The 22,610-nt window shown below is 64.6% G+C and carries 21 protein-coding genes; 10 read left to right on the top strand and 11 right to left on the bottom strand.

What is annotated here, in order from left to right; translation table 11 throughout:
- Positions 1–132: 132 nt before the first annotated feature.
- The 8 genes from POF53_RS22915 to POF53_RS22880 form a co-directional block, all read right to left on the bottom strand.
- Positions 133–1,752, bottom strand: coding sequence for an EAL domain-containing protein (locus POF53_RS22915; RefSeq protein WP_232855477.1), 1,620 nt, complete (start codon positions 1,750–1,752; stop codon positions 133–135).
- A gap of 231 nt (positions 1,753–1,983) precedes the next feature.
- Positions 1,984–2,760, bottom strand: coding sequence for an N-acetylmuramoyl-L-alanine amidase (locus POF53_RS22910; protein WP_232855476.1), 777 nt, complete (start codon positions 2,758–2,760; stop codon positions 1,984–1,986).
- 84 nt (positions 2,761–2,844) lie between these two features.
- Positions 2,845–3,234, bottom strand: coding sequence for a hypothetical protein (locus POF53_RS22905; protein WP_498969569.1), 390 nt, complete (start codon positions 3,232–3,234; stop codon positions 2,845–2,847).
- 103 nt (positions 3,235–3,337) lie between these two features.
- A complete protein-coding gene (locus POF53_RS22900) occupies positions 3,338–5,335 on the bottom strand; it encodes a GGDEF domain-containing protein (protein ID WP_254463867.1) in 1,998 nt (665 codons plus the stop codon).
- A 96-nt stretch (positions 5,336–5,431) separates the two neighbouring features.
- On the bottom strand, positions 5,432–6,283 hold the full coding sequence (locus POF53_RS22895; protein ID WP_110736018.1) for an endonuclease/exonuclease/phosphatase family protein: 852 nt from the start codon (positions 6,281–6,283) through the stop codon (positions 5,432–5,434).
- 12 nt (positions 6,284–6,295) lie between these two features.
- Complete coding sequence (dsbA, locus tag POF53_RS22890; RefSeq protein WP_050703203.1) at positions 6,296–6,931, bottom strand: thiol:disulfide interchange protein DsbA; 636 nt, start codon at positions 6,929–6,931, stop codon at positions 6,296–6,298.
- A gap of 382 nt (positions 6,932–7,313) precedes the next feature.
- Complete coding sequence (locus POF53_RS22885; protein ID WP_186712198.1) at positions 7,314–7,931, bottom strand: c-type cytochrome; 618 nt, start codon at positions 7,929–7,931, stop codon at positions 7,314–7,316.
- A gap of 31 nt (positions 7,932–7,962) precedes the next feature.
- Positions 7,963–8,265, bottom strand: coding sequence for a c-type cytochrome (locus tag POF53_RS22880; protein WP_050703202.1), 303 nt, complete (start codon positions 8,263–8,265; stop codon positions 7,963–7,965).
- Between the two features lie 208 nt (positions 8,266–8,473).
- Here POF53_RS22880 and yihA point away from each other — a divergent pair, with 208 nt between their 5' ends.
- Positions 8,474–9,106: a ribosome biogenesis GTP-binding protein YihA/YsxC gene (gene yihA / locus POF53_RS22875; protein WP_203649117.1), complete on the top strand. Its 633-nt coding sequence runs from the start codon at positions 8,474–8,476 to the stop codon at positions 9,104–9,106.
- 401 nt (positions 9,107–9,507) lie between these two features.
- Here yihA and polA read toward each other — a convergent pair whose 3' ends face one another.
- Complete coding sequence (polA, locus tag POF53_RS22870; protein WP_254463866.1) at positions 9,508–12,258, bottom strand: DNA polymerase I; 2,751 nt, start codon at positions 12,256–12,258, stop codon at positions 9,508–9,510.
- Between the two features lie 74 nt (positions 12,259–12,332).
- Between polA and POF53_RS22865 the strand changes: the two genes are divergently transcribed.
- Positions 12,333–12,620, top strand: coding sequence for a DUF2782 domain-containing protein (locus tag POF53_RS22865; protein ID WP_050703199.1), 288 nt, complete (start codon positions 12,333–12,335; stop codon positions 12,618–12,620).
- A 71-nt stretch (positions 12,621–12,691) separates the two neighbouring features.
- Positions 12,692–13,642, top strand: coding sequence for a homoserine kinase (locus POF53_RS22860; protein ID WP_254463865.1), 951 nt, complete (start codon positions 12,692–12,694; stop codon positions 13,640–13,642).
- Positions 13,643–13,753: 111 nt separating this feature from the next.
- On the opposite strand, the gene POF53_RS22855 is transcribed toward POF53_RS22860, so the two are convergent.
- Positions 13,754–14,662 (bottom strand): zinc ABC transporter substrate-binding protein, encoded by a 909-nt coding sequence (locus POF53_RS22855; RefSeq protein WP_498969564.1) that lies wholly within the window; start codon positions 14,660–14,662, stop codon positions 13,754–13,756.
- 66 nt (positions 14,663–14,728) lie between these two features.
- Here POF53_RS22855 and zur point away from each other — a divergent pair, with 66 nt between their 5' ends.
- From zur to POF53_RS22835, 4 genes are all read left to right on the top strand, one after another.
- Positions 14,729–15,214, top strand: coding sequence for a Fur family transcriptional regulator (gene zur, locus POF53_RS22850; RefSeq protein ID WP_203649138.1), 486 nt, complete (start codon positions 14,729–14,731; stop codon positions 15,212–15,214).
- Complete coding sequence (gene znuC / locus POF53_RS22845) at positions 15,211–15,984, top strand: zinc ABC transporter ATP-binding protein ZnuC (protein WP_203649140.1); 774 nt, start codon at positions 15,211–15,213, stop codon at positions 15,982–15,984. The genes zur and znuC overlap by 4 nt, the downstream gene beginning before the upstream one ends.
- Entirely contained in the window at positions 15,977–16,759 is a 783-nt protein-coding gene (gene znuB, locus POF53_RS22840; RefSeq protein WP_203649142.1) for a zinc ABC transporter permease subunit ZnuB, read from the top strand. Before znuC ends, znuB begins: the two co-directional genes overlap by 8 nt.
- Positions 16,760–16,888: 129 nt before the next feature.
- Positions 16,889–17,596 (top strand): PA5502 family lipoprotein, encoded by a 708-nt coding sequence (locus POF53_RS22835; protein WP_203649144.1) that lies wholly within the window; start codon positions 16,889–16,891, stop codon positions 17,594–17,596.
- Positions 17,597–17,731: 135 nt separating this feature from the next.
- Here POF53_RS22835 and katE read toward each other — a convergent pair whose 3' ends face one another.
- On the bottom strand, positions 17,732–19,876 hold the full coding sequence (katE, locus tag POF53_RS22830; RefSeq protein ID WP_232855470.1) for a catalase HPII: 2,145 nt from the start codon (positions 19,874–19,876) through the stop codon (positions 17,732–17,734).
- A 211-nt stretch (positions 19,877–20,087) separates the two neighbouring features.
- Here katE and POF53_RS22825 point away from each other — a divergent pair, with 211 nt between their 5' ends.
- The 3 genes from POF53_RS22825 to POF53_RS22815 all read left to right on the top strand — a co-directional run bounded on the left by POF53_RS22825 (position 20,088) and on the right by POF53_RS22815 (position 22,601).
- Entirely contained in the window at positions 20,088–21,095 is a 1,008-nt protein-coding gene (locus POF53_RS22825) for a methionine ABC transporter ATP-binding protein (RefSeq protein ID WP_498969560.1), read from the top strand.
- On the top strand, positions 21,095–21,766 hold the full coding sequence (locus tag POF53_RS22820; protein ID WP_050703190.1) for a methionine ABC transporter permease: 672 nt from the start codon (positions 21,095–21,097) through the stop codon (positions 21,764–21,766). Before POF53_RS22825 ends, POF53_RS22820 begins: the two co-directional genes overlap by 1 nt.
- 64 nt (positions 21,767–21,830) lie before the next feature.
- Positions 21,831–22,601 (top strand): MetQ/NlpA family ABC transporter substrate-binding protein, encoded by a 771-nt coding sequence (locus POF53_RS22815; RefSeq protein ID WP_232855468.1) that lies wholly within the window; start codon positions 21,831–21,833, stop codon positions 22,599–22,601.
- Positions 22,602–22,610 lie beyond the last annotated feature (9 nt).

Raw genomic sequence — 22,610 nt, 5'->3', positions numbered from 1 at the left:
AAACCCGCTCCCACAGGTATCGCGCCAGATTCTAAAAGTTGAGCAAGACAGTTGCTCCCACAGGGGCAAGCTAAATCACTGAGCTGTGTGTTGGGCTTGCGCAGCGATGAGGCTGGCGCAGGCAGTCCAGCCTCAAGGCTCATCATCGATCCGCCGCCCCGCCACCCGCCGCCCCCGGGTAATCAGCTCGGCAAACTGGCGCGCGTTCAGCGGATGGGCGAACAACCAGCCCTGGCCATAGTTGACCCCCTCGCTGTTGAGCAGCACCGCCTGGTCCTCGGACTCGATGCCCTCGGCGATCACCCGCAGGTGCAGGTCGTGGGCCATGCGGATGATGTGCGGCGCCACGCCGCTGCTGGCGGCGTCATGGCCGAGGGCGTCGATGAACGACTTGTCGATCTTCAGGCAGTCCACGGGCAATGTCTGCAAGTACGCCAGGCTGCAATAACCGGTGCCGAAGTCATCGATCAACACCTGGTGCCCCACGTCGCGCAGGGCCTGCAGGTTATCCCGCGCCACCACCACGTCGATCAGCCCGCGTTCGGTCACCTCGAAGGCAATCTGCCGGGGCGCCACCCGATGATGGGCCAACAGCCGCGCCGCCACCCGGCCGATACGCGGCGCCATGACATCGCAGGCCGCCAGGTTAACCGAGATGTACAGCTGGCGGTTGGCCCGCAACAACTGCCCCAGTTGCTCGAGCACCCGCTGCAGGACGAAATCGGTTATCTGGCGAATCTGCCCGGTGTTCTCCGCCAGGGGAATGAACAGCTCCGGGCTGGTCAGGCTGCCGTCCGGGCGGCGCCAGCGCACCAGCGCCTCGGCCCCGACGCAGCGGCGGCTGTCCAGCTCGAAGATCGGCTGGTACAGCACCTGCAGTTCGCCCCGGCGCAAGGCCTGCTGCAGCTCCGAGCTCATCGAGCGGCGCTGCAGGATCAGTTGCAGCACCAGCCAGCCGATGCACGCCGCCAGCACCAGGCTGCCGGGGAACAGCAACCAGAGCAGGCCGTTGAGCTTCAGGGGCAGGCTGGCACGAGGGGCGATCAGCACCAGCTGGTAGTCCGGCGACTTGGTGGACATGCGATAGACCAGGCGGTCGGGCAGTTCGATCAGCGACTTGCCCTGCGGCGGCGGCCAATCGGCGATCGGTGGCCAGGGTTGCGCCGGCCCCAGCACCGGAATGGCCCGCGTGCCCCGGTCCAGCACCACCAGCAGGCTGCCGCCCGGGGGTAGGTCGACCACGTCGGTGAGATGGCCACGGGAGGTCGACACCACGAAGCGGCCCCGGCCCAGCATCAGCGCCGCGAGGTTCTCGTTGGGCTCGGTGGTGGTGTTGAGCCAGTAGCTGTAGGTCGGGCCCTGGATATCAGGGCTGCGCAAAGGTTCGATAGTCCGCTGGCCGCCGCGGTTCGAACAGGCCAGCGAGCCTTCCACATAGGACGCCTCGTAGATGAACCGCGACTTCAGCGCCACCTGCTGCAGTTGCGCCAGCATCTGCGGGTCACAGCCACGCAGGGGTTGCGCCTGAAGCTGGTCCACGCCCTCGCGCAACTGACCGAACACCTGCTCCAGGCGCTCCAGGAAACGCTCACCCTGGGCGTTCATCTGCGCGCTTTCACTCTGCTTCATCTGCTGCAAGGCGACGTTGACGCTGATCGCCAGCAACAGCACGGCACTGGCCAACGCCGCGAGCGCGGCCAACAGCCAGGGTCGGTGGAAAAATTGACGCACCGAAGCGAGGAGGTCAAACATGCGTGGCATCCAGTTGAATACCAAAGGTATAGCAACTGAATCGGAGCTTGGCGCGGCCGCTGGGCATATGGATTATCAGGATTGATCCATCCCCTGTGTAGGAGCGGCCTTGCGCCGCGAAAGGGCTGCGCAGCAGCCCCGGCAATCTTGAGTCAAGTTCAAGATCCTGGGGCCGCGCTGCGGCCCTTTTCGCGGCACAAGGCCGCTCCTACAGGGTCAAGCTACTCAGTCTCACCGCTTGCGGTTGAGCACCTGCAACATCGCCGCAGTCTGCGCATCCGGCACACCGTCAAAGCGCTGCGGGCGGAAACGCATCTGGAAGGCGGCGATCACATGCCGGGTGGAAACATCCAGCTCGCCAGTCTGGTCGATGGCGTAGCCAAAGCGCGCCAGCTGCTGCTGGTACCAGGTGACACTTGGCGGATTGACCTCGAAATAGGCCTGTTGCCGTGCCACCGAGGCGGCATCCGGCCAGATGCCCAGTCCGGCGTCGGCCAGGCGCTTCCAGGGGAACAGCGGGCCCGGGTCGAGCTTGCGCAACGGCGCGATGTCGCTGTGGCCGATGATGTGGCGCGGATCGATGTTGTTGCGCTTGACGATATCCTTGAGCAGCGCGATCAGCGCCTGCACCTGCGCTTCGCTGTACGGATGCCAGACCCGCCCGGTCGGCGTGTCGGTATACCCCTCGTTGACGATCTCGATGCCAATGGAGCTGGAATTGAGCCAGGTGCGACCCTGCCACTGGCTGTCCCCGGCGTGCCAGGCGCGGCGGTTCTCGTCCACCAGCTGATACACCGTGGCCGGGCCGTCACCGATCAGGTAGTGGCTGCTGACTTCGCCATGGGTCAGCAGGGCAAGGGAACGCTCCAGCGAGGCATTGGTGTAATGCAGCACGACGAACTGAATACGGCTGTCCTGGTTGGCCGAGGGATGGCTGCGGTCGATGCGCAGGCCACTGGAACAACCTGTCAGGGCCAGCAGGAGCAGGGCAGTGAAGAGTCTTTTCATTGCGGGAATACGTCATCAGGTAAGCGGCAACAGCGCTATAGTATAACGTGCTGACCGCTTGGCGTCAGAGTGCGTTGCATCCGCTCAGCGAATGCACATGACCAGAAACTCCAGAGAGTTGTCGCCGCTGGCGCCTTTCATGTCCACCAACTGCGTCATCACCGTGGCATGCGTGACCTGCGGGTTGCCAATAACCTTGGCCTGACCATGCATCTGCCGATCATGGCTGCCGGCATCGATTGGCGACACCGAGCAGTAGCCTGGGTCTTGCTGAATGATGCGTGGATTGAACTTGAGCGTGTACTGGGTGAAGTAATTGGGCTGCGCCCGGCGCTCGACCTCACTGATCCATTGGGGCCACTGACGCAGCACCGTGCCATCGGCACCCACGCGTGCGGTAAAGAACTGATCCTTGGCCATTGCACTTGTCTGGAAAACCAGGCCCAGCAGCAGCGGCATGATCAATCGGGTCATTTTCATTCTTCAAACTCCAGTCGTCGGTCTGTTGGCGAGGCGCTGAACAGTCAGCGCTCACCCGTAGTCTCAACGGTCCGGGAGTCAGAGAAGCGGTACTTGTTTATGCCTGCTCAACCCGATTGCGGCCATTGTCCTTGGCCCGATACAACGCCTCGTCAGCGCGCTTGAGCACCTGGTCGCTGCGCTCGCCGGAGCGGAAGGCGCTGATGCCAATTGAAGTGGTGATGACTACCCGCTCGCCCTTGAAGTGGAACGGGCAGGCTTCGATGGCCGCACGCAGTGCTTCGGCCACCTGCGCCGCTGCCGGCGGTGAAGTCTGCGGCAACAGCAGGACGAACTCCTCGCCGCCGAAGCGGGCGATGAAGTCGCGCCCGCGCAGGCGCTTGCGCAACTGCTCGGCAACGATCTTCAGCACCTTGTCGCCCGCCAGGTGGCCATAACCGTCGTTGATGCGCTTGAAATGATCGAGGTCGAGGATGGCCATGGCCAGGTGACCGCCGTTCTCCTGCCAGTCGAGTACCTCGCGTTCGACCTGTTCACTCCAGGCCGCACGGTTGGGCAGGCCGGTAAGCGGATCAATCATGGCTTTCTGGCGCTGCTCCTCCAGGTGCTCGCGGTAACCGAGGGCCTCCTGCTCCATGCTCGCCACGCGCTCGGCCAGGCCTTGCAGGCGGCTGGCCAGCTCGTGTTCGCGGCGGTCGCGCTCATGCTGGTGATCGTCCATGGTCACCAGCAGGCCCTCGAGACGGTTCTCCAGGATGTGCTTGAGGCTGTCGACATCGACGGCGCCCTGCACGCTGCTTTGCAGGCCATCGACCTGCTCGCGCAACTGGCTGTCCAGCTCGCGGGCGGCGGAGCTGTTGTCGGCATGGCCAGCGCTGGCTTCGTGCAGATGGCTCTGGAAGGTCTCCAGGCGCTCGTTGAGCTGTTGCAGGTAGGCTTCGAACTCATGCTGGCCACTGTCGGTGATCGCCAGCATGAGCACGGCCAGGTCATCCAGGACCGGAATCAGCTCGTACCAGTTCAGCCCCCGTGAAACCCGCTCGCGCATCTCCAGGGCCTGGGCCTTGTGGCGCTCCGGCAGGCTGAGGTCATCGAGCAGGCCGATCAGGGTCTGCTCGATATGGGCGGCGACCTGGCTGTACGGTGGCTCGACCGCGTCGGGGAGAGCATAAGGGCCGTCTTCGCCGATAACCTCATCTGCCGCAGGTTCCAGCTCATCCGATACGGGTTGCACGTCCTCGACAAGCGCCACGGGCTCAGCAACCGCTACGTCAACGGGCTCCACCTCGGCTTGAGGTTCGGCTTTCGATTCGACAACGGGCACTGGCGTGGTTTCAACCAACGCTGGACCGGGCAGTTCAATTTCCGGCTCGGGTTCCGGTTCGGGCAATTCGGCAGACGCGGTGTGCTCCTGCGCAGGCTCAGGCGTGACAGGCGGCACAGGTGCAAGAGCATGCAGTTCATCGGCATCCCTGGCCTGCGCCTCAGGCGCGATGACGGGAGCCTCCTGCGCCGCAGGCACAGGTATTTCGACGGCCACAGGCGCAGGCACCAGCTCGCCCGGGGCCTCGTCACGGCCACCGAACAGGCGTTGCAGGAAACCCGGGCGGGCTTCGTCCTCGGGCTTTTGCACCGCGCTCAGGGCGCGCCCCTGCAAGCCGCTGAGCTCACCCAGCAAGGGCGGCAGTTCGCGGGACTGGCTGACCCCACCGTCGAGCTTCTTCGCCAGTTTTTTCAGCGGCCGCGACACCTCGCCCGGCAGCGGCAGGGTCTGCAGCTGGGTAACCAGTGCAGTCAGCGCCTCGCTGACCTGGTTCATGCGGGTCTCACGGCGCTGCTCGGAGTCGAGCACGGCTTTTTCCAGGCGTGGAATCAGCCCGGCGAGGCCGGCATCCATGTTGTCGCTGCGGATGACCTCGCGCATTTCCTTCATGCACTGGTCAACGGTCTTGTCGCTACCTTCAGCCGCCAGGGTGCTGCGCACCAGGCCACGGCGCAGCAGGTCGAGACGGGCTTCCCAGCGCCGCTCGAGCTTTTCCTGCTGCTCGATGCTCTTGAGGTATTTTTCTTTCCAGCGCTCGGCTTCTTCGGTCATGCCTGGATCCGCAACGGGTAGTGGCATCTAGTCCTGCAATCACTGGATTTCGGCGGAAAAGCCCAACACTTGAGTGCTGGATTCGCCCAGGCAGGACTAACTCAGGACCGGCAGCGTATCCACAGTCAGGGCATCAGGCAATCGGATCTCGACGGCAACCGGGAGGTGGTCGGAAATGGGCTGCGCCAACACCTCGACTCGCTCGAGTGTCAGGCTCGGGCTGAGCAGGATATGGTCCAGGCAACGCTGGGGGCGCCAACTGGGGAAGGTGGCCTCGACCTGGGGCGCGATCAGGCCCAGGTCACGCAGTGGCGAGTGCTCGATCAGGTCGTTGGCATGGGTGTTCATGTCACCCATGAGGATCTGGTGGCGATAGCCACCAATCAGCTCGCGGATGTAGGCCAGCTGACGGGCGCGGGTCTTGGCGCCAAGGGCCAGGTGCATCATCACCACGATCAGCGCATCCTCGCCCTCGCCGAAGCGCACCAGTATCGCCCCGCGGCCGGACGGGCCGGGCAAGGGGTGGTCTTCCAGGTGCTGGGGCTTGAGGCGGCTGAGCACGCCGTTGCTGTGCTGGGCGAAACGCCCGAGGTTGCGGTTGAGCTGCTGGTACCAGTAGGGGAAGGCGCCCAACTGGGCAAGGTGCTCGACCTGGTTGACAAAGCCGGAGCGCAGGCTGCCGCCGTCGGCTTCCTGCAGGGCCACCAGGTCGAAGTCACCGAGCAGGTCGCCGATCTTCTGCAGGTTGCCGGCGCGCCCGTTGTGCGGCAGCAGGTGCTGCCAGCTGCGGGTGACATAGTGCCGATAACGCTCAGTGCTGATGCCAACCTGGATGTTGAAGCTGAGCAGCCGCAGGCGACCATCTTCCGGCAGGCCGGTGGCCCGCAGGTGATGCTCGTTGACCTGCGGCTGGGGCAGGCCAATGCCTCGCGTGGCACGCAAGCGCATGGCGGTCGCCGCTTACTTAGCGGCGCGCTCCTTGGCGATCAGTTGGTCGGCGACGTTCAGCACGCCTTCCGGACCTTGGGCGGTGCCCAGGTCAAAGCGGTACTTGCCGTTGACGACCATGCTCGGGACGCCGGTGATCTCGTACTTCTTGGCCAGCTCCTTGGCCTGGTTGACCTGGCCCTTGATGGCAAAGGAGTTGAAGGTGGCGAGGAACTTATCCTTGTCCACGCCCTGGGTGGCCAGGAAATCGGCCATTTCCTCAGGCTTGGTCAGGCGCATGCGCTTGTTCTGGATGGCATCGAACACCGCGTTGTGGACATTGTGCTCCACACCCATGGCTTCCAGGGTCAGGAACATCTGGCCATGGGCATCCCATGGACCACCGAACATGGCCGGTACGCGCTTGAAGTTGACGTCCTTGGGCAGCTTGTCGACCCAAGGGTTGATGACCGGCTCGAAGTGGTAGCAGTGCGGGCAGCCATACCAGAACAGCTCGACGACTTCGATCTTGCCAGGCACCGACACCGGTACCGGGTTGCTCAGCTCGATATATTCCTTGCCAGCGGTTGCAGGCTCCGCGGCCTGCACGGCGGCCATACCGAATACGCTGGCGGCGACCAGCGCGGCGCTGAGAATCAGTTTACGCATGCTTTACTCCTGAGCAGTCTTTGGTCGCCTCGACGCGACCTGCGTATGACAGGTCGGGAAGGGCTCGAGTTCTGTAGTGTAACGGCTATGGACAGAAAAAAGGGCAGCCTTGGCTGCCCTTTTCATCTTTAGCGCTGATGCATTAACCGAGTGTTAACGCGGGGCTCACGCCCACCCGACCGGACCAAACTCAAGCCTTGAGCGATTCCTGTAGGAGCGGCCTTGTGCCGCGAAAGGGCTGCATAGCAGCCCAATATTCAGCATTTAGCAACGATCGCCGGGGCCGCTTTGCGGCCCTTTCGCGGCTCAAGACCGCTCCTACCCGGGCAAGGGTGAATCCCGAACACCCTGGAGGGCAGTTGCCCTCACTAAGGCAACTGGATCAGTGCAAGCCCTGAATGTAGCTGGACAGCGCTTCGATGTCCTTGTTGCTCAGCTTGCCGGCGATGGTGCGCATGGTCATGGCGTCGCCGTCGTTGGTGCGGTTGCCTTCGCGGAAGTCGGTCAGCTGCTTGCCGACGTACTGCGCGTGCTGGCCGCTCAGGTGCGGGAATTTCGCCAGGGCGATGCCCGCGCCGTTAGGCGAGTGACAACCGGTGCAGGCAGGCATGCCTTTCTCGAGGTTGCCGCCATTGAACAGGGCACGGCCGCGCTCGACCAGTTTCGGGTCGGCGGCGCCCACGCTGCCTTTCTGGCTGGCGAAGTAGGCGGCGATATCGGCCAGGTCCTGGTCGTTGAAGTTGGCCAGCATGCCGGTCATCTCCAGCACGGTACGCTTGCCGTCCTTGATGTCATGCAGCTGCTTGTTCAGGTAGGGCTCACCTTGGCCGGCGAGTTTCGGGAAGTTCGGTGCCAGGCTGTTGCCGTCAGGGTTGTGGCAGGCCCCACAGACAGCTGTTTTGGCCTGACCGGCAGCAGCATCGCCTTTGATGGGTCCCGCAGCAGTTGCCGCACCTGCGACCCCCATGGTCAACAGCAGACTCACGAATAGTTTGTTCATCAGCTAATCCAACACGGCTAAGGGTGAAATGTTATGTATCGGGACTGCCGCTCATCCAAAGGATGACCAAACGGTAGTCCTCGGCACTGCAGTCCATGCACAATCCACGCGGCGGCATAGCCTTGAAACCCTGTGTAACATGCACCACCAGTTGCTCCATGCCTCGCGCCAGCCTTGGCTCCCAGGCCGCCCGGTCACCGCTTTTGGGTGCCTGGGGCAGTTGTCCGGCGTGACAGGCCGCGCACGTGCGGTTGTACAACGCCTCGGGATCCTGTGTAGCCTGTGCGCTGAAAAACGGCAGGAACATACCGACAGCAAGCAGCCATTTCGCCATGCGAAACGACCTGACAGGGTTGGGGGCCGCGCTGCGTTCTGTTGCGCGAGCTATTGTTCGACACCCCATGCTCAATTGCCTTCGCTGGGCGAATGAGCACACAAAAACTGGGGCATTATATACTTCCGCCAGCCAAACGGAAACGACACCGCTTGCCAGGCCTGGTCCTACGCCTCCAGCGCTGGGCAACACCCACATCGGAAATCCCATGCAAGTCAAGAACCCCATCCTCGGCCTCTGCCAGAAAGCCAAATTCGCCCTCAGCGCCGCCAAGGTCGAACAATGCCCCGAAGACCAGGGTTACGAGGTGGCTTTCGCCGGCCGTTCCAACGCCGGTAAATCCAGCGCCCTCAACACCCTGACCCACGCCAGCCTGGCGCGCACCTCGAAGACCCCCGGGCGCACCCAGCTGCTGAATTTCTTCAGTCTGGACGATGAACGGCGTTTGGTCGACCTGCCGGGCTACGGTTATGCAAAAGTGCCGATCCCGCTCAAGCAGCACTGGCAGAAACACCTGGAAGCCTACCTGGGCAGCCGCGAGTGCCTGCGCGGGGTGATCCTGATGATGGACACCCGCCACCCGATGACCGACTTCGACAAGATGATGCTCGACTGGGCCAAGGCCAGCGGCATGCCCATGCACATCCTGCTGACCAAGGCCGACAAGCTCACCCACGGCGCCGGCAAGAACACCCTGCTCAAGGTGCAGGCGGAAATCCGCAAGGGCTGGGGCGATGCGGCGACCATCCAGCTGTTCTCGGCGCCCAAGCGCCTGGGGCTGGAGGAGGCCTACGGGGTGCTGGCGGACTGGATGGAGCTGGAAGACAAGCCGGTGGCTTGAAGGCTGGTACAACTTCTGTGGGAGCGGGTTTACCCGCGAATGCGATGCTGGGTTCACCGCCGCATTCGCGGGTAAACCCGCTCCCACAGGGTCTGCATCCAGCCAAAACGCCGAATTCCGGGCAAAAAAAACCCCGGACTTCGTATGGGGAGGGGGAAGTTCGGGGTCCAAGTCCGGACCGCTAGGGCGGGGTCCAGATATCTGCCAACACTTAACACAACATAGGAGCATCGAAAGGCTTCACCAGCCATTCAGTACCTCTGAGTGGCGGTTCACCGGTTTAGTTCCAAGCCCCTCGAAACTATTTGCGATAGTTTCATGAAACTCCCGATCTAAGGCCCGAGGCCAGCACCGGATCCGCGACACTACGCCGCAGATCCTACACAGCTTTCACGCAGCGTTTAGTGAGCTTCGTCCCAATTTGCGCCAACGCCTACTTCCACCAGCAGCGGTACATCCAGCTGCGCCGCACCACTCATGTGGACACGGATTTCATCTTTCACCCGTTCGACCAGGTCCTCGCGCACTTCGAGCACCAGTTCGTCGTGCACCTGCAGGATAACGCGCGCATCCAGCTTGCTGTCGGCCAGCCAGTTGTCCACCGCCACCATGGCGCGCTTGATGATGTCCGCCGCGGTCCCCTGCATCGGGGCGTTGATCGCGGTGCGCTCGGCGCCTTTGCGCAGGGCCGGGTTCTTGGCGTTGATGTCCGGCAGGTACAGGCGACGGCCGAACAGGGTTTCGACGAAGCCCTGCTCGGCGGCCTGGGCGCGGGTGCGCTCCATGTAGGCCAGCACGCCGGGGTAACGGGCGAAGTAGCGGTCGATGTAGTCCTGGGACTGCTTGCGGTCGACGCCGATCTGCTTGGCCAGGCCGAACGCGCTCATGCCGTAGATCAGGCCGAAGTTGATCGCCTTGGCGCTGCGGCGCTGGTCGTTGGTGACATTCTCGAGGGCGACGCCGAATACTTCGGCGGCGGTGGCGCGGTGCACATCCAGGTCATTGCGGAAGGCATGCAGCAGGCCTTCGTCCTTGGCCAGGTGGGCCATGATGCGCAACTCGATCTGCGAGTAGTCCGCCGCCAGCAGGCGGTAGCCGGGGCTGGCGACGAAAGCCTGGCGAATGCGCCGACCTTCGGCGGTACGGATCGGGATGTTCTGCAGGTTCGGGTCGTTGGACGACAGGCGCCCGGTGGCGGCCACGGCCTGCTGGTAGGAGGTGTGGATGCGTCCGGTGCGCGGGTTGATCTGCTCGGGCAGCTTGTCGGTGTAGGTGTTCTTGAGCTTGCTCAGGCTGCGATACTGCATCAGCACCTTGGGCAGCGGGTAGCCTTGCTCGGCCAGCTCATCGAGCACCGCCTCGGCGGTGGACGGCTGGCCCTTGGCGGTCTTGCTCAGCACCGGCATGCCCAGCTTGTCGTAGAGGATCCCCCCCAACTGCTTGGGCGAACCCAGGTTGAACGTCTCGCCCGCCAGCTCGAACGCCTCGCGTTCCAGCTCGACCATCTTTGTTCCCAGCTCGCCGCTCTGCACCTTGAGCAGCGCGGCATCCACCAGTGCGCCCTGGCGCTCGATGCGGGCCAGCACCGGTACCAGCGGCATCTCGATGTCCATCAACACCGGCTGCACGCTGGGTGTCTCGGCCAGGCGCGCCTGCAGCGCGTGGTGCAGGCGCAGGGTGATGTCGGCGTCCTCGGCGGCATAGGGGCCGGCCTTGTCCAGATGAATCTGGTTGAAGGTCAGCTGTTTGGCGCCCTTGCCGGCGATATCCTCGAAAGCGATGGTGGAGTGGTCCAGGTACTTCTGCGCCAGGCTGTCCATGTCGTGGCGAGTGGCGGTGGAGTTGAACACGTAGGACTCGAGCATGGTGTCGTAGGCCACGCCGCGCATCAGGATGGCCGGGCTGCCGTTGGCCAGGATATTGATGTCGTACTTGGCGTTCTGGCCGATCTTGCCCTTGGCCGGGTCTTCCAGCAGGGGCTTGAGGGCCAGCAGCACGGCGTCACGGTCGAGCTGGGCGGGGGCGCCTTCGTAATCGTGGGCCAGCGGCACATAGGCGGCCTCGTGGGGCTCGACGGCGAACGACAGGCCAACGAGTTGCGCCTGCTGCGCGTCGAGGCCGGTGGTCTCGGTGTCGAAGGCGAACAGCGGCGCCTGGCGCAGCTTCTCCAGCCAGGCGTCGAAACGCGCCTGGTCGAGGATGGTCTCGTACTTCGGCTCGACCTTCTCGGCCACAGGCTCAACGTCGGCAGCAACGCTGTCACCGGCCTGGGGCGCGCTGCGCTGGACCTCGGCCACCCAGCTCTTGAACTCCATCTCGGTGTACAGCGCCAGCAGCGCCTCGCGGTCCGGCTCGCCGCAGACCAGGGCGTCCACTTCGACATCCAGCTCGACATCGCACTTGATGGTCGCCAGCTCGTAGGACAGGAAGGCCGCGTCGCGGTGCTCCTCGAGCTTGGCCGGCAGGGTCTTGGCGCCACGGATGGCCAGGGCCGGCACCTTGTCGAGGTTGTCGTACAGGTCGCGCAGGCCGCCGCCGATACCGGTCAGCAGGCCGACCGCGGTCTTCTCGCCAACACCCGGCACGCCGGGGATGTTGTCGACCTTGTCGCCCATCAGGGCGAGGAAGTCGATGATGTGCTCGGGACCTACGCCGAACTTCTCGTGCACGCCGGCGATGTCCAGCACGCTGCCGGTCATGGTGTTGACCAGGGTGACGTGACCGTCCACCAACTGGGCCATGTCCTTGTCGCCGGTCGAGATGATCACCGGGCGGCCGGCGGCGGCGCTGCTGCGCGCCAGGGTGCCGATGACGTCGTCGGCCTCCACGCCTTCGACGCACAGCAGCGGGTAGCCGAGGGCGCGGACGCTGGCGTGCAGCGGCTCGACCTGCACCCGCAGGTCGTCGGGCATGCTCGGGCGGTTAGCCTTGTACTCGGCGAACATGGCGTCGCGGAAGGTCCCGCCCTTGGCGTCGAAAACCACCGCGAACAGGCTGTCCGGGTACTGCTTGCGCAGGCTCTTGAGCATGTTCAGCACGCCCTTGACCGCGCCGGTGGGCAGGCCCTTGGAGGTGGTCAGCGGCGGCAGCGCGTGAAAGGCGCGGTAGAGGTAGGACGAACCGTCCACCAGGACGAGGGGCGCTTGGCTCATGAGGAGAATCAACCTTTTCGACGGGTCCGGCGCTAGAATAGCCGGATCAATGACGACAAAAGGACTAGGTTATCATGCGCACACCCATTCGCCTGTTACTGCTCGGTCTGCTGGCCACCATGCCGGTCGTCACCCTGGCGGCGGACGAAGCCCCATCGGCCGATCCCGATGTAACCATTCGCACGGAAGGCGACAAGACCATCCAGGAGTACCGTCAAAACGGCTTCCTGTATGCGATCAAGGTCACGCCGAAGAACGGCAAGCCTTATTTCCTGGTACGCGCCGATGGCTCCGAAGGCAATTTCATTCGTTCCGACCAGCCGGACATGCTGATTCCGTCCTGGAAGATCTTCGAGTGGTAAGCTAGTAACGCGTATCGTTCTTATCAACCAGGCACTTCCGGCGGAAGTGCCCGCATGGGCAATTCTTCAACATGTCAGTCTTCACCCCTGTGTCCCGGCCTGAGCTGGAAACCTTTCTGGCGCCGTACGAGCTGGGTCGCCTGCTCGACTTCCAGGGCATCGCCGCCGGTACCGAGAACAGCAATTTCTTCGTCAGCCTGGAAAAGGGGGAGTTCGTCCTCACACTGATCGAGCGCGGGCCGGCTGAAGACATGCCGTTCTTCATCGAACTGCTCGACGTGCTGCACGCTGCCGACATGCCGGTGCCCTACGCCGTGCGCGACCGCGACGGCAACGGCCTGCGCGAACTGTGCGGCAAGCCGGCTCTTCTGCAGCCACGGCTTTCGGGCAAGCACATCAAGGCTCCGAACAACCAGCACTGCGCCCAGGTCGGCGAGCTGTTGGCGCATATCCACCTGGCCACCCGCGAGCACATCATCGAGCGCCGCACCGACCGTGGCCTGGACTGGATGCTGGAATCTGGCGCCCAGCTGCTGCCGGGCCTGAACCGGGAACAGACAGGGCTGTTGCAGCCGGCACTGGCGGAAATCACCGCGCACAAGGCGCAGATCCTCGCCCTGCCCAAGGCCAACCTGCACGCCGACCTGTTCCGAGACAACGTGATGTTCGAAGGCACCCACCTGACCGGGTTGATCGACTTCTACAACGCCTGTTCCGGGCCGATGCTGTACGACATCGCCATCACCGTGAACGACTGGTGCCTGGACGAGCAGGGCGGCATCGACCTGCCACGCGCCCAGGCCCTGTTGGGCGCCTATGCGGCGCTGCGGCCGTTCACTGCCGCCGAGGCCGAGCTGTGGCCGGTGATGCTGCGGGTGGCCTGCGTGCGCTTCTGGCTGTCGCGCCTGATCGCGGCGCAGGCGTTCGCCGGGATGGACGTGATGATCCATGACCCAAGCGAGTTCGAAGTGCGCCTGGCGCAGCGTCAGCAGGTGGCATTGCACCTGCCGTTTGCCTTGTAACCGCGTCCGCTTCTTCGCGGGTAAACCCGCTCCCACAGGAACCCCGCTGACTTCAACTTCGGCGCGAAGCCTGTGGGAGCGGGTTTACCCGCGAAAGGGCCAGCCCAGGCGTTAGAACTGTTCCAGGCAACCGGCCAGGTCGCTGCCCAGTTTCTCCAGCAAACGCTCATAGCCCCTGGCATCCACCGCATCGCTCCCACCCAGCGCATCCAGCTCCGCCAGGCGCACCGGCAACCCGGCCGTCAGCGTCTCGGCCAGGCGCGGGCGCAGCGGCGGCTCGCTGAACACACAGGTCTTGCCCACCGCCTGCAGGCGCTTGCGCATGGCGGCGACATGCTGTGCGCCCGGCTGCACTTCCGCGGCGACACTGAACACGCCGGCGTGCTTCAGGTCATAGGCGGCCTCGAAGTAATCGAAGGCTTCATGGAACACGAAGTACGGCTTGCCGGCGATCCCCGCCACCCGCTGCTTGATCCGCCCATCCAGGGCATCCATGCGCTCGATGAACAGCTTGAGGTTGGCCTGGTAGCGCGGCGCATTGGCCGGATCCGCTGTCGCCAGGTCACCGACCATCTTCGTCGCGATCACCCGGGCATTCACCGACGACAGCCACAGGTGCGCATCGAGGCTGCCCGGACGGTGGTCATGGTCGTGATCGTCGTGGTCTTCCTCGTCATGGGAGTGGCTGTCCTCGCCGAAGTGACGCAGTTGCAGGCCCGACAGCGACTGCACGGCCACGGTCGGCTTGGCGCGGCTCTTCAGCACGCGGGGCAGGAAGCCTTCCATGTCCGGGCCGATCCAGTACAGCAGGTCGGCATCGGCGACCTTGCGCACGTCGGAGGGGCGCAGCGCGTAGTTGTGCGGGGAGGCGCCCGGCGGCAGCAGCACGTCAGGGCTGCCGACACCGTCCTGAACGGCGGCGGCAATCTGCTGCAGGGGCTTGATGCTGGTCAGCACGCGCACGTCGGCGTGGGCCGAAAAAGAGATGAAAGCGACAAACAGGGCAAGGAATCGGGACACGGTGGATACTCGGGTCGTCAGAAACAGGTAACATAATAACGTCTCCATCCTGAACCGTCGCTGCCCATGTCCATCACGCCGCTGGCCCACCGTCCCCACGATCATTCCCACTGCGTCCACAGTGCGCTGGCCGAGGCCGACGCGCTGTGCAACCGTCAGGGCCTGCGCCTGACCGCCCTGCGCCGCCGCGTGCTGGAGCTGGTGTGGCAGAGCCACAAGCCGCTGGGTGCCTACGACATCCTCGCCGTGCTCAGCGAGCAGGACGGCCGCCGCGCCGCGCCACCGACCGTCTATCGGGCGCTGGACTTCCTGCTGGAGAACGGCCTGGTGCACCGCATCGCCTCGCTCAACGCCTTCATCGGCTGCAGCCATCCCGAGCATGCGCACCAGGGCCAGTTCCTGATCTGCCGCGCCTGCCATGTGGCCATCGAGCTGGAGCAACACAGCATCAGCGACGCCATCGTCAGCAGCGCCAAGGCCGTGGGCTTCGCCGTCGAGACGCAGACGGTCGAAGTGGTCGGCCTGTGTGGCAACTGCCGGGGCAAGGCATGAGCGACGCCCTGATCCGCCTCGAGCAGGTCGGCGTCAACTTCGGTGGCGAAGCGGTGCTCGACAGCATCGACCTGGCCGTCGCGCCGGGGCAGATCGTCACCCTGATCGGCCCCAACGGCGCCGGCAAGACCACCCTGGTACGCGCCGTGCTCGGCCTGCTCAAACCACACCGCGGCAAGGTGTGGCGCAAGCCGAAGCTGCGCATCGGCTACATGCCGCAGAAGATCCAGGTAGACGCCACGCTGCCGCTGTCGGTGCTGCGCTTTCTGCGCCTGGTGCCCGGGGTAGACCGCGCGGCAGCCTTGGCGGCGCTGCAGGAAGTCGGCGCCGAGCAGGTGATCGACAGCCCGATCCAGACCGTCTCCGGCGGCGAGATGCAGCGCGTGCTGCTGGCCCGCGCCCTGTTGCGCGAACCCGAGCTGCTGGTGCTGGACGAGCCGGTGCAGGGCGTCGACGTAGTCGGCCAGACCGAGCTGTACAACCTCATCACCCGCCTGCGCGACCGTCATGGCTGCGGCGTGCTGATGGTCTCCCACGACCTGCACCTGGTGATGAGCGCCACCGACCAGGTGGTCTGCCTCAACCGCCACGTCTGCTGTTCGGGCCATCCGGAGCAGGTCAGCAACGACCCGGCCTTCGTCGAGCTGTTCGGCCAGAATGCCAAGAGCCTGGCCGTCTACCACCACCATCACGATCACAGCCACGACCTGCACGGCTCGGTGATCGCCCCCGGCGCCCATGTCCACGGAGAGCACTGCAAGCATGGCTGATTTTCTTCTCTACGCCCTGCTTGCCGGCCTGTCGCTGGCACTTGTCGCCGGCCCCCTGGGCTCCTTCGTGGTCTGGCGGCGCATGGCCTACTTCGGCGACACCCTGTCCCACGCCGCGCTGCTCGGCGTGGCGCTGGGCTTTGCCCTGGACGTCAGCCCGGCGCTGGCGGTGACCGTCGGCTGCCTGTTGCTGGCGATCCTGCTGGTGACCCTGCAACAGCGCCAGCCACTGGCCTCGGACACCCTGCTCGGCATCCTCGCCCCCAGCACCCTGTCGCTGGGCCTGGTGGTACTGAGCTTCATGCACGATGTGCGCATCGACCTGATGGCCTACCTGTTCGGCGACCTGCTGGCGATCAGCACCACCGACCTGGCCTGGATCCTCGGTGGCAGCGCGCTGGTGCTGGTACTGCTGGCGATGTTCTGGCGGCCGCTGCTGGCGGTCACCGTGCACGAGGAGCTGGCGAGGGTCGAGGGCCTTCCCGTGGCCGGCCTGCGCCTGGCGCTGATGCTGCTGATCGCCGTGGTGATCGCGGTGGCAATGAAGATCGTCGGCGTGCTGCTGATCACCTCGCTGCTGATCATCCCGGCCGCCGCGGCACAGCGTCACGCCCGCTCGCCAGAGCAGATGGCCGTGGGCGCCAGCCTGCTGGGGGTTACCGCGGTCTGTGGCGGCCTGGCGCTGTCCTGGTTCAAGGACACCCCGGCCGGGCCTTCGATCGTGGTCTGTGCGGCAGTGCTATTCTTGCTGAGCCTGGCGTTGCCGAAACGCTGAGATTCCAGGGCGCCTGCTGACGCGCCCTGCAACCTTTTCATCGCTTGCAGGTCTGACAAGACCAGTTTTCGAGCGTGCGCACCTGGGTGTAGACTTGCTCGCTTTTTGCGCAAATAGAGAGTCGCAGGAATGAAGCCGTTCGCCTCACGTTATCTGCTTGTTGCCGCGTTTTCCCTGTTCCTGGCCGCCTGCTCCAGCAAGCCGGCCGAGCAGCCGGTCGCGCCTGCCCAGCCGGATGCCTGGCAGCAGCTGGAACAGAGCATCGCCAGCAACGAACTGGCCACCGCCGAGGACCAGCTGGCCGCGCTGCAGGCCCAGGCACCAGGCGATGCGCGCCTCGAGCCGCACCAGCGCCAGCTGGCCGAGGCCTACCTGCAACGCAGCCGCATCGTCCTGCAAAAGGGCGATGTGAATGCCGCCGCCACCGCGCTGGCCCGCGCCCGGGCGCTGATGCCCCAGGCACCAGCCCTGACTGGCGGCGATGCCATGGCCCAGGCGCGCAAGGCCGAGCTGGAAAAGGCCGAGGCGGCGCTGAAGGCGGCCGAGTCCAAGCCCAAGGCCCGGGTCATCGACCCGACCGCGCCCAGCACCGTCGTGGCGTTGAAGACCACCGACAGCCGGGCGATGCGCCGCCAGTTGGATGACATCGCCGCCGATGTGGTGAATTACCAGTGCGAGGTGGTGTTCCAGGTCCCGCGCACCCAGGACGCGCCGTGGCTCAAGACCCTGCTGGAGAAGCGCGTGCGCAAGCTCGACAGTGGTTTCGAGCTTGAGCAGAAACATGAGATCCAGCGCTCGCTGCCGGCGCAGGTGGTCTTGATCCCCCATCAGCAGTGAACAATCGCGGGGCAAGCCCGCTCCTACAGGGGTTATGCGATCCCTGTAGGAGCGGGCTTGCCCCGCGAAAGGGCTGCAAAGCAGCCCCGGCATTTCCAAGCCGAGCACCAATATCGACACTGAAAGGGCTGATTCCTACGCTGGTATCGCCTCGGCAGCCGCCTCCCGCGCCCACACCCGGTGCCCTTCGAGCGCCTTGAAGAACCCATCGAACGCCTTCTGCCCATCCCCCAGCAACAGCCCCGCATCCTCCTTCAGCCCCAGCTTGTTCAGCAACAGCTTGCCCTCGCTGGTCACCCCAATGGGCTTGAGGTGCTTGTAGGCCTCCAGCAGGAAATGCCTGGCCACGCCGCTTTTCTCCAGCGCCTCCAGCGAAGCCTTGCCCGCCGGCACCCACACGCCATCGAACATCACCGACGGCATGCCTTCCATGGAGGCATCCACCGGCAGTGGCGTGCCATCGGCAGCCTTGACCGGTGCCGAGGTCGGGCCCAACAGCACGGGGCGGGCGCTCTTGGCCTCCAGCGCCTTCACAACCTTGTCGACGCTGCCAGCATCCACGCCATCGGCAACCAGAATGGCGACCTTGCGCCCACTGATGCCGATCCCACCGGGATGGCTCATCTGGCTCAAGGCCTTTGACTGCGAGGGCTTGCTGCCTTTCACCTTGACCGTGCCGGCCTTCGGCGCCGGCAACCCGAGGTTGGCCGCCACCGCCGCCGCCAGCTTGAGGTCGATGTTGGCAAGGATCTCGTTCACTTCCCGGGCGCGAATCGCCTCACGCTCCACCTTGCCCAGCTCGAAGCTGTAAGCCTTGATGATGTGCTGCTGCTCCGTCGGGCTCATGCTCTGGAAGAACAATCGGGCCTGGGAAAAATGATCGCCGAACGACGCGCTGCGCTGGCGGATCTTGTGGGCATCGATACGCTCCCCATAGCTCTCGAAGCCACCGTCCCGCGCGGCGGGTGGCGTCTCTTGCGGCCAGCCGCCATCGATCGAGTTGGGCTCGTAGGCGGCGCGCCCCTTGTCGAGGGTCATGCGGTGCATGGCATCACGCTGGCTGCTGTGGTTGGGCGCGACAGGGCGGTTGATCGGGATTTCATGGAAGTTCGGCCCGCCCAGGCGGCTGATCTGGGTATCGGTGTAGGAGAACAGCCTGCCCTGCAGCAGCGGGTCATTGCTGAAGTCGATGCCAGGGACGATATGCCCCGGACAGAAGGCGATCTGCTCCACCTCGGCGAAGAAGTTGTCGGGGTTGCGATCGAGCACCATCCTGCCCAACGGTGTCACCGGAACGAGTTCTTCGGGGATGAGCTTGGTCGGGTCGAGCAGGTCGAAGTCGAACTTGTGCTCATCGGCTTCGGGGACGATCTGCACGCCCAACTCCCATTCCGGGTAATGCCCGGTCTCGATGGCCTCCCACAGGTCGCGGCGGTGGTAGTCGGTGTCCTTGCCCGCCAGCTTCTGCGCCTCGTCCCACAGCACCGAGTGCACGCCCTGGCGCGGTTTCCAGTGGAACTTGACGAAACTGGCCACGCCCTCGGCGTTGACCAGGCGGAAGGTATGCACGCCAAAGCCTTCCATCATCCGCAGGCTGCGTGGGATGGCGCGGTCGGACATGGCCCACATGACCATGTGCGCCGACTCCGGCACCAGCGAGACGAAGTCCCAGAAGGTGTCGTGGGCCGAACCGCCGGTGGGCATCTCGTTGTGCGGCTCGGGTTTCACCGCGTGGACGAAGTCGGGAAACTTGATTGCGTCCTGGATGAAGAACACCGGCATGTTGTTGCCGACCAGGTCGAAGTTGCCCTCGTCGGTGTAGAACTTCACCGCGAAGCCCCGCACGTCACGCACCGTGTCGCCCGAGCCGCGTGGCCCCTGCACGGTGGAAAAACGCACGAACACCGGGGTGATCTTCTCGGGATCCTGCAGGAAACCGGCCTTGGTCAGTTCGCCATGGCAGCCGTAGCTCTGGAAATAGCCGTGGGCGCCACAGCCCCGGGCGTGGACGATGCGTTCCGGTATGCGCTCATGGTCGAAGTGGGTGATCTTCTCACGCATGATGAAGTCTTCGAGCAGCGAAGGCCCACGGGCGCCGGCCTTGAGGCTGTTCTGGTTGTCGGCGATTCTCACGCCCTGGTTGGTGCGCAGCGCCTGGCCGCTGGCGTCGCTGCGAAAGGCTTCCAGGCTCTGCAACTTGGCGTTGGTGTTGGCCTTGTCAGGGGTTTCGGTGCCCGCGACCGGGCTCGGCTGCGGCGCCTGGGGCTTCTTGCTGGGCATCTTCGGCTCTCCTCATCAGTACTCGGGCTTGTTCAAGTAGATGACTGGAAGGCCGTCGAATGCGTTCAATCGGATTGCCGACCGTCGCGATATGCCGATTGGATTGGAGCATTGCGAAATTAATGCTAAGAACAGACAGGGGAAAAGGCTAAAATGCGCGACCCCGGCTAACCGCTGACCCAAATTCCATGCGCCCCACAAGGTTCGCTCAGTGATCGAGTTTCAAAATGTCCACAAGACCTACCGCGTCGCCGGTAGGGATATCCCGGCCCTGAACCCGACCAGCCTGACCATCGAAGATGGCCAGGTGTTCGGCCTGATCGGCCACTCCGGTGCCGGCAAGAGCACCATGCTGCGTCTGATCAACCGCCTCGAGGAGCCGTCCGGCGGCAAGATCGTGGTCGACGGCGAGGACGTCACCGCCTTCGAGGCCAACCAGCTGCGCCGCTTCCGCCAGCAGGTCGGGATGATCTTCCAGCACTTCAACCTGCTGGCGTCCAAGACCGTCGCCGACAACGTCGCCCTGCCGCTGGTGCTGGCCGGCGAGTTGCCGCGTGGCGAGATCGACAAGCGCGTCACCGAACTGCTGGCCCGCGTCGGCCTGTCCGAGCACGCGAAGAAGTATCCGGCACAGCTGTCGGGCGGACAGAAGCAGCGCGTCGGCATCGCCCGCGCCTTGTCCACCAACCCGAAGATCCTGCTGTGCGACGAGGCCACCAGCGCCCTCGACCCGCAGACCACCGCCTCGGTGCTGCAACTGCTGGCCGAGATCAACCGCGAGCTGAAGCTGACCATCGTGCTGATCACCCACGAGATGGACGTGATCCGCCGGGTCTGCGACCGCGTGGCGGTGATGGACGCCGGGCAGATCGTCGAGGCCGGCCCGGTGGCCGACGTGTTCCTGCACCCGCAGCACGCCACCACCCGGCGCTTCGTCCAGGAGGACGAGCAGGTCGACGAGAACGAGCAACGCGACGACTTCGCCCATGTGCCGGGCCGCATCGTGCGCCTGACGTTCCAGGGTTGCGCCACCTACGCGCCGCTGCTGGGCACCGTGGCCCGCGAAACCGGTGTCGACTACAGCATCCTGGCCGGACGCATCGACCGCATCAAGGACATTCCCTATGGCCAGCTGACCCTCGCCCTGATCGGCGGAGACATGGACGCGGCATTCGCCCGCTTCACTGCAGCTGACGTACATATGGAGGTACTGCGTTGATGGACGCCCTGAATTTCTTCGCCAACGTCGACTGGGCCGAAATCTGGCTGGCCAGCATCGACACCATGATCATGCTGTTCGGCTCGCTGTTCTTCACCGTGCTGCTGGGCCTGCCGCTGGGCGTGCTGCTGTTCCTCTGCGGGCCGCGGCAGATGTTCGAGCAGAAGGGCGTCTACGCGCTGCTGTCGCTGGTGGTGAACATCCTGCGCTCGCTGCCGTTCATCATCCTGCTGATCGTGATGATCCCGATCACCGTGCTGATCACCGGCACCTCGCTGGGTGTTGCGGGGGCGATTCCTCCGCTGGTGGTGGGGGCCACGCCGTTCTTCGCGCGCCTGGTGGAAACCGCCCTGCGCGAGGTGGATCGCGGCATCATCGAAGCCACCCAGTCGATGGGCGCCACCACCCGCCAGATCATCACCAACGCCTTGCTGCCTGAGGCCCGTCCGGGCATCTTCGCGGCGATCACCGTCACCGCCATCACCCTGGTCTCGTACACCGCCATGGCCGGTGTGGTGGGCGCGGGCGGCCTGGGTGACCTGGCCATCCGCTTCGGCTACCAGCGTTTCCAGACCGACGTGATGGTGGTCACCGTGGTCCTGCTGCTGATCCTGGTGCAGGTGCTGCAGAGCGTCGGTGACAAGCTGGTCGTGCATTTTTCCCGTAAATAACCCCAATGGGGTCGGCCTGGCCGACCCGTTCGGGGGCCGTCGCGGCCCTCACAAGGAGTGATCAATGAAGAAGCTGCTTGCTGTTGTCGCCGCCGTCGCGGCCTTCTCGGCCCACGCCGAGACCCTGACCGTCGCCGCCACCCCGGTGCCGCACGCCGAGATCCTCAAGTTCGTCCAGCCGCAGCTGGCGAAGGAGGGCGTGGAGCTGAAGGTCAAGGAGTTCACCGACTACATCCAGCCGAACGTGCAGGTGGCCGAAAAACGTCTGGACGCCAACTTCTTCCAGCACCAGCCGTACCTGGATGAGTTCAACAAGGCCAAGGGCACCCAGCTGGTCAGCGTTGCCGGCGTGCACCTGGAGCCGCTGGGCGCCTACTCGAGCAAGTACAAGAAGCTCGACGAACTGCCATCCGGCGCCACCGTGGTCATCCCCAACGACGCCACCAACGGCGGCCGTGCCCTGCTGCTGCTGGACAAGGCTGGCGTGATCAAGCTCAAGGACAGCAACAACATCCTGTCGACCGTGAAGGACATCACCGGCAACGACAAGAAGCTGAAATTCCGCGAGCTGGAAGCGGCCACCATTCCACGCGTGCTGACCCAGGTCGACCTGGCGCTGATCAACACCAACTATGCGCTGGAAGCCAAACTGAACCCGGAGAAGGACGCCCTGGTGATCGAAGGCAGCGATTCGCCCTACGTGAACATCCTGGTGGCGCGTCCGGACAACAAGGACGCCGATGCCATGAAGAAGCTGGCCGCGGCCCTGCACTCGCCTGAGGTGAAGCAGTTCATCACCGAGAAGTACAAGGGCGCGGTGATTCCGGCGTTCTGATCTGACATC

Source organism: Mitsuaria sp. RG, assembly GCF_028369275.1.
GTDB lineage: Bacteria > Pseudomonadota > Gammaproteobacteria > Pseudomonadales > Pseudomonadaceae > Aquipseudomonas > Aquipseudomonas peradeniyensis.
This window is presented reverse-complemented; position numbering and strand designations above follow the sequence as displayed.

What these genes read in the sequence shown, in the direction of transcription:
- POF53_RS22915 (WP_232855477.1), bottom strand. Translation starts at nt 1,752, where the DNA reads ATGTTTGACCTCCTCGCTTCGGTGCGTCAATTTTTCCACCGACCCTGG.
- POF53_RS22910 (WP_232855476.1), bottom strand. Translation starts at nt 2,760, where the DNA reads ATGAAAAGACTCTTCACTGCCCTGCTCCTGCTGGCCCTGACAGGTTGT.
- POF53_RS22905 (WP_498969569.1), bottom strand. Translation starts at nt 3,234, where the DNA reads ATGACCCGATTGATCATGCCGCTGCTGCTGGGCCTGGTTTTCCAGACA.
- POF53_RS22900 (WP_254463867.1), bottom strand. Translation starts at nt 5,335, where the DNA reads ATGACCGAAGAAGCCGAGCGCTGGAAAGAAAAATACCTCAAGAGCATC.
- POF53_RS22895 (WP_110736018.1), bottom strand. Translation starts at nt 6,283, where the DNA reads ATGCGCTTGCGTGCCACGCGAGGCATTGGCCTGCCCCAGCCGCAGGTC.
- dsbA (WP_050703203.1), bottom strand. Translation starts at nt 6,931, where the DNA reads ATGCGTAAACTGATTCTCAGCGCCGCGCTGGTCGCCGCCAGCGTATTC.
- POF53_RS22885 (WP_186712198.1), bottom strand. Translation starts at nt 7,931, where the DNA reads ATGAACAAACTATTCGTGAGTCTGCTGTTGACCATGGGGGTCGCAGGT.
- POF53_RS22880 (WP_050703202.1), bottom strand. Translation starts at nt 8,265, where the DNA reads ATGGCGAAATGGCTGCTTGCTGTCGGTATGTTCCTGCCGTTTTTCAGC.
- yihA (WP_203649117.1), top strand. Translation starts at nt 8,474, where the DNA reads ATGCAAGTCAAGAACCCCATCCTCGGCCTCTGCCAGAAAGCCAAATTC.
- polA (WP_254463866.1), bottom strand. Translation starts at nt 12,258, where the DNA reads ATGAGCCAAGCGCCCCTCGTCCTGGTGGACGGTTCGTCCTACCTCTAC.
- POF53_RS22865 (WP_050703199.1), top strand. Translation starts at nt 12,333, where the DNA reads ATGCGCACACCCATTCGCCTGTTACTGCTCGGTCTGCTGGCCACCATG.
- POF53_RS22860 (WP_254463865.1), top strand. Translation starts at nt 12,692, where the DNA reads ATGTCAGTCTTCACCCCTGTGTCCCGGCCTGAGCTGGAAACCTTTCTG.
- zur (WP_203649138.1), top strand. Translation starts at nt 14,729, where the DNA reads ATGTCCATCACGCCGCTGGCCCACCGTCCCCACGATCATTCCCACTGC.
- znuC (WP_203649140.1), top strand. Translation starts at nt 15,211, where the DNA reads ATGAGCGACGCCCTGATCCGCCTCGAGCAGGTCGGCGTCAACTTCGGT.
- znuB (WP_203649142.1), top strand. Translation starts at nt 15,977, where the DNA reads ATGGCTGATTTTCTTCTCTACGCCCTGCTTGCCGGCCTGTCGCTGGCA.
- POF53_RS22835 (WP_203649144.1), top strand. Translation starts at nt 16,889, where the DNA reads ATGAAGCCGTTCGCCTCACGTTATCTGCTTGTTGCCGCGTTTTCCCTG.
- katE (WP_232855470.1), bottom strand. Translation starts at nt 19,876, where the DNA reads ATGCCCAGCAAGAAGCCCCAGGCGCCGCAGCCGAGCCCGGTCGCGGGC.
- POF53_RS22820 (WP_050703190.1), top strand. Translation starts at nt 21,095, where the DNA reads ATGGACGCCCTGAATTTCTTCGCCAACGTCGACTGGGCCGAAATCTGG.
- POF53_RS22815 (WP_232855468.1), top strand. Translation starts at nt 21,831, where the DNA reads ATGAAGAAGCTGCTTGCTGTTGTCGCCGCCGTCGCGGCCTTCTCGGCC.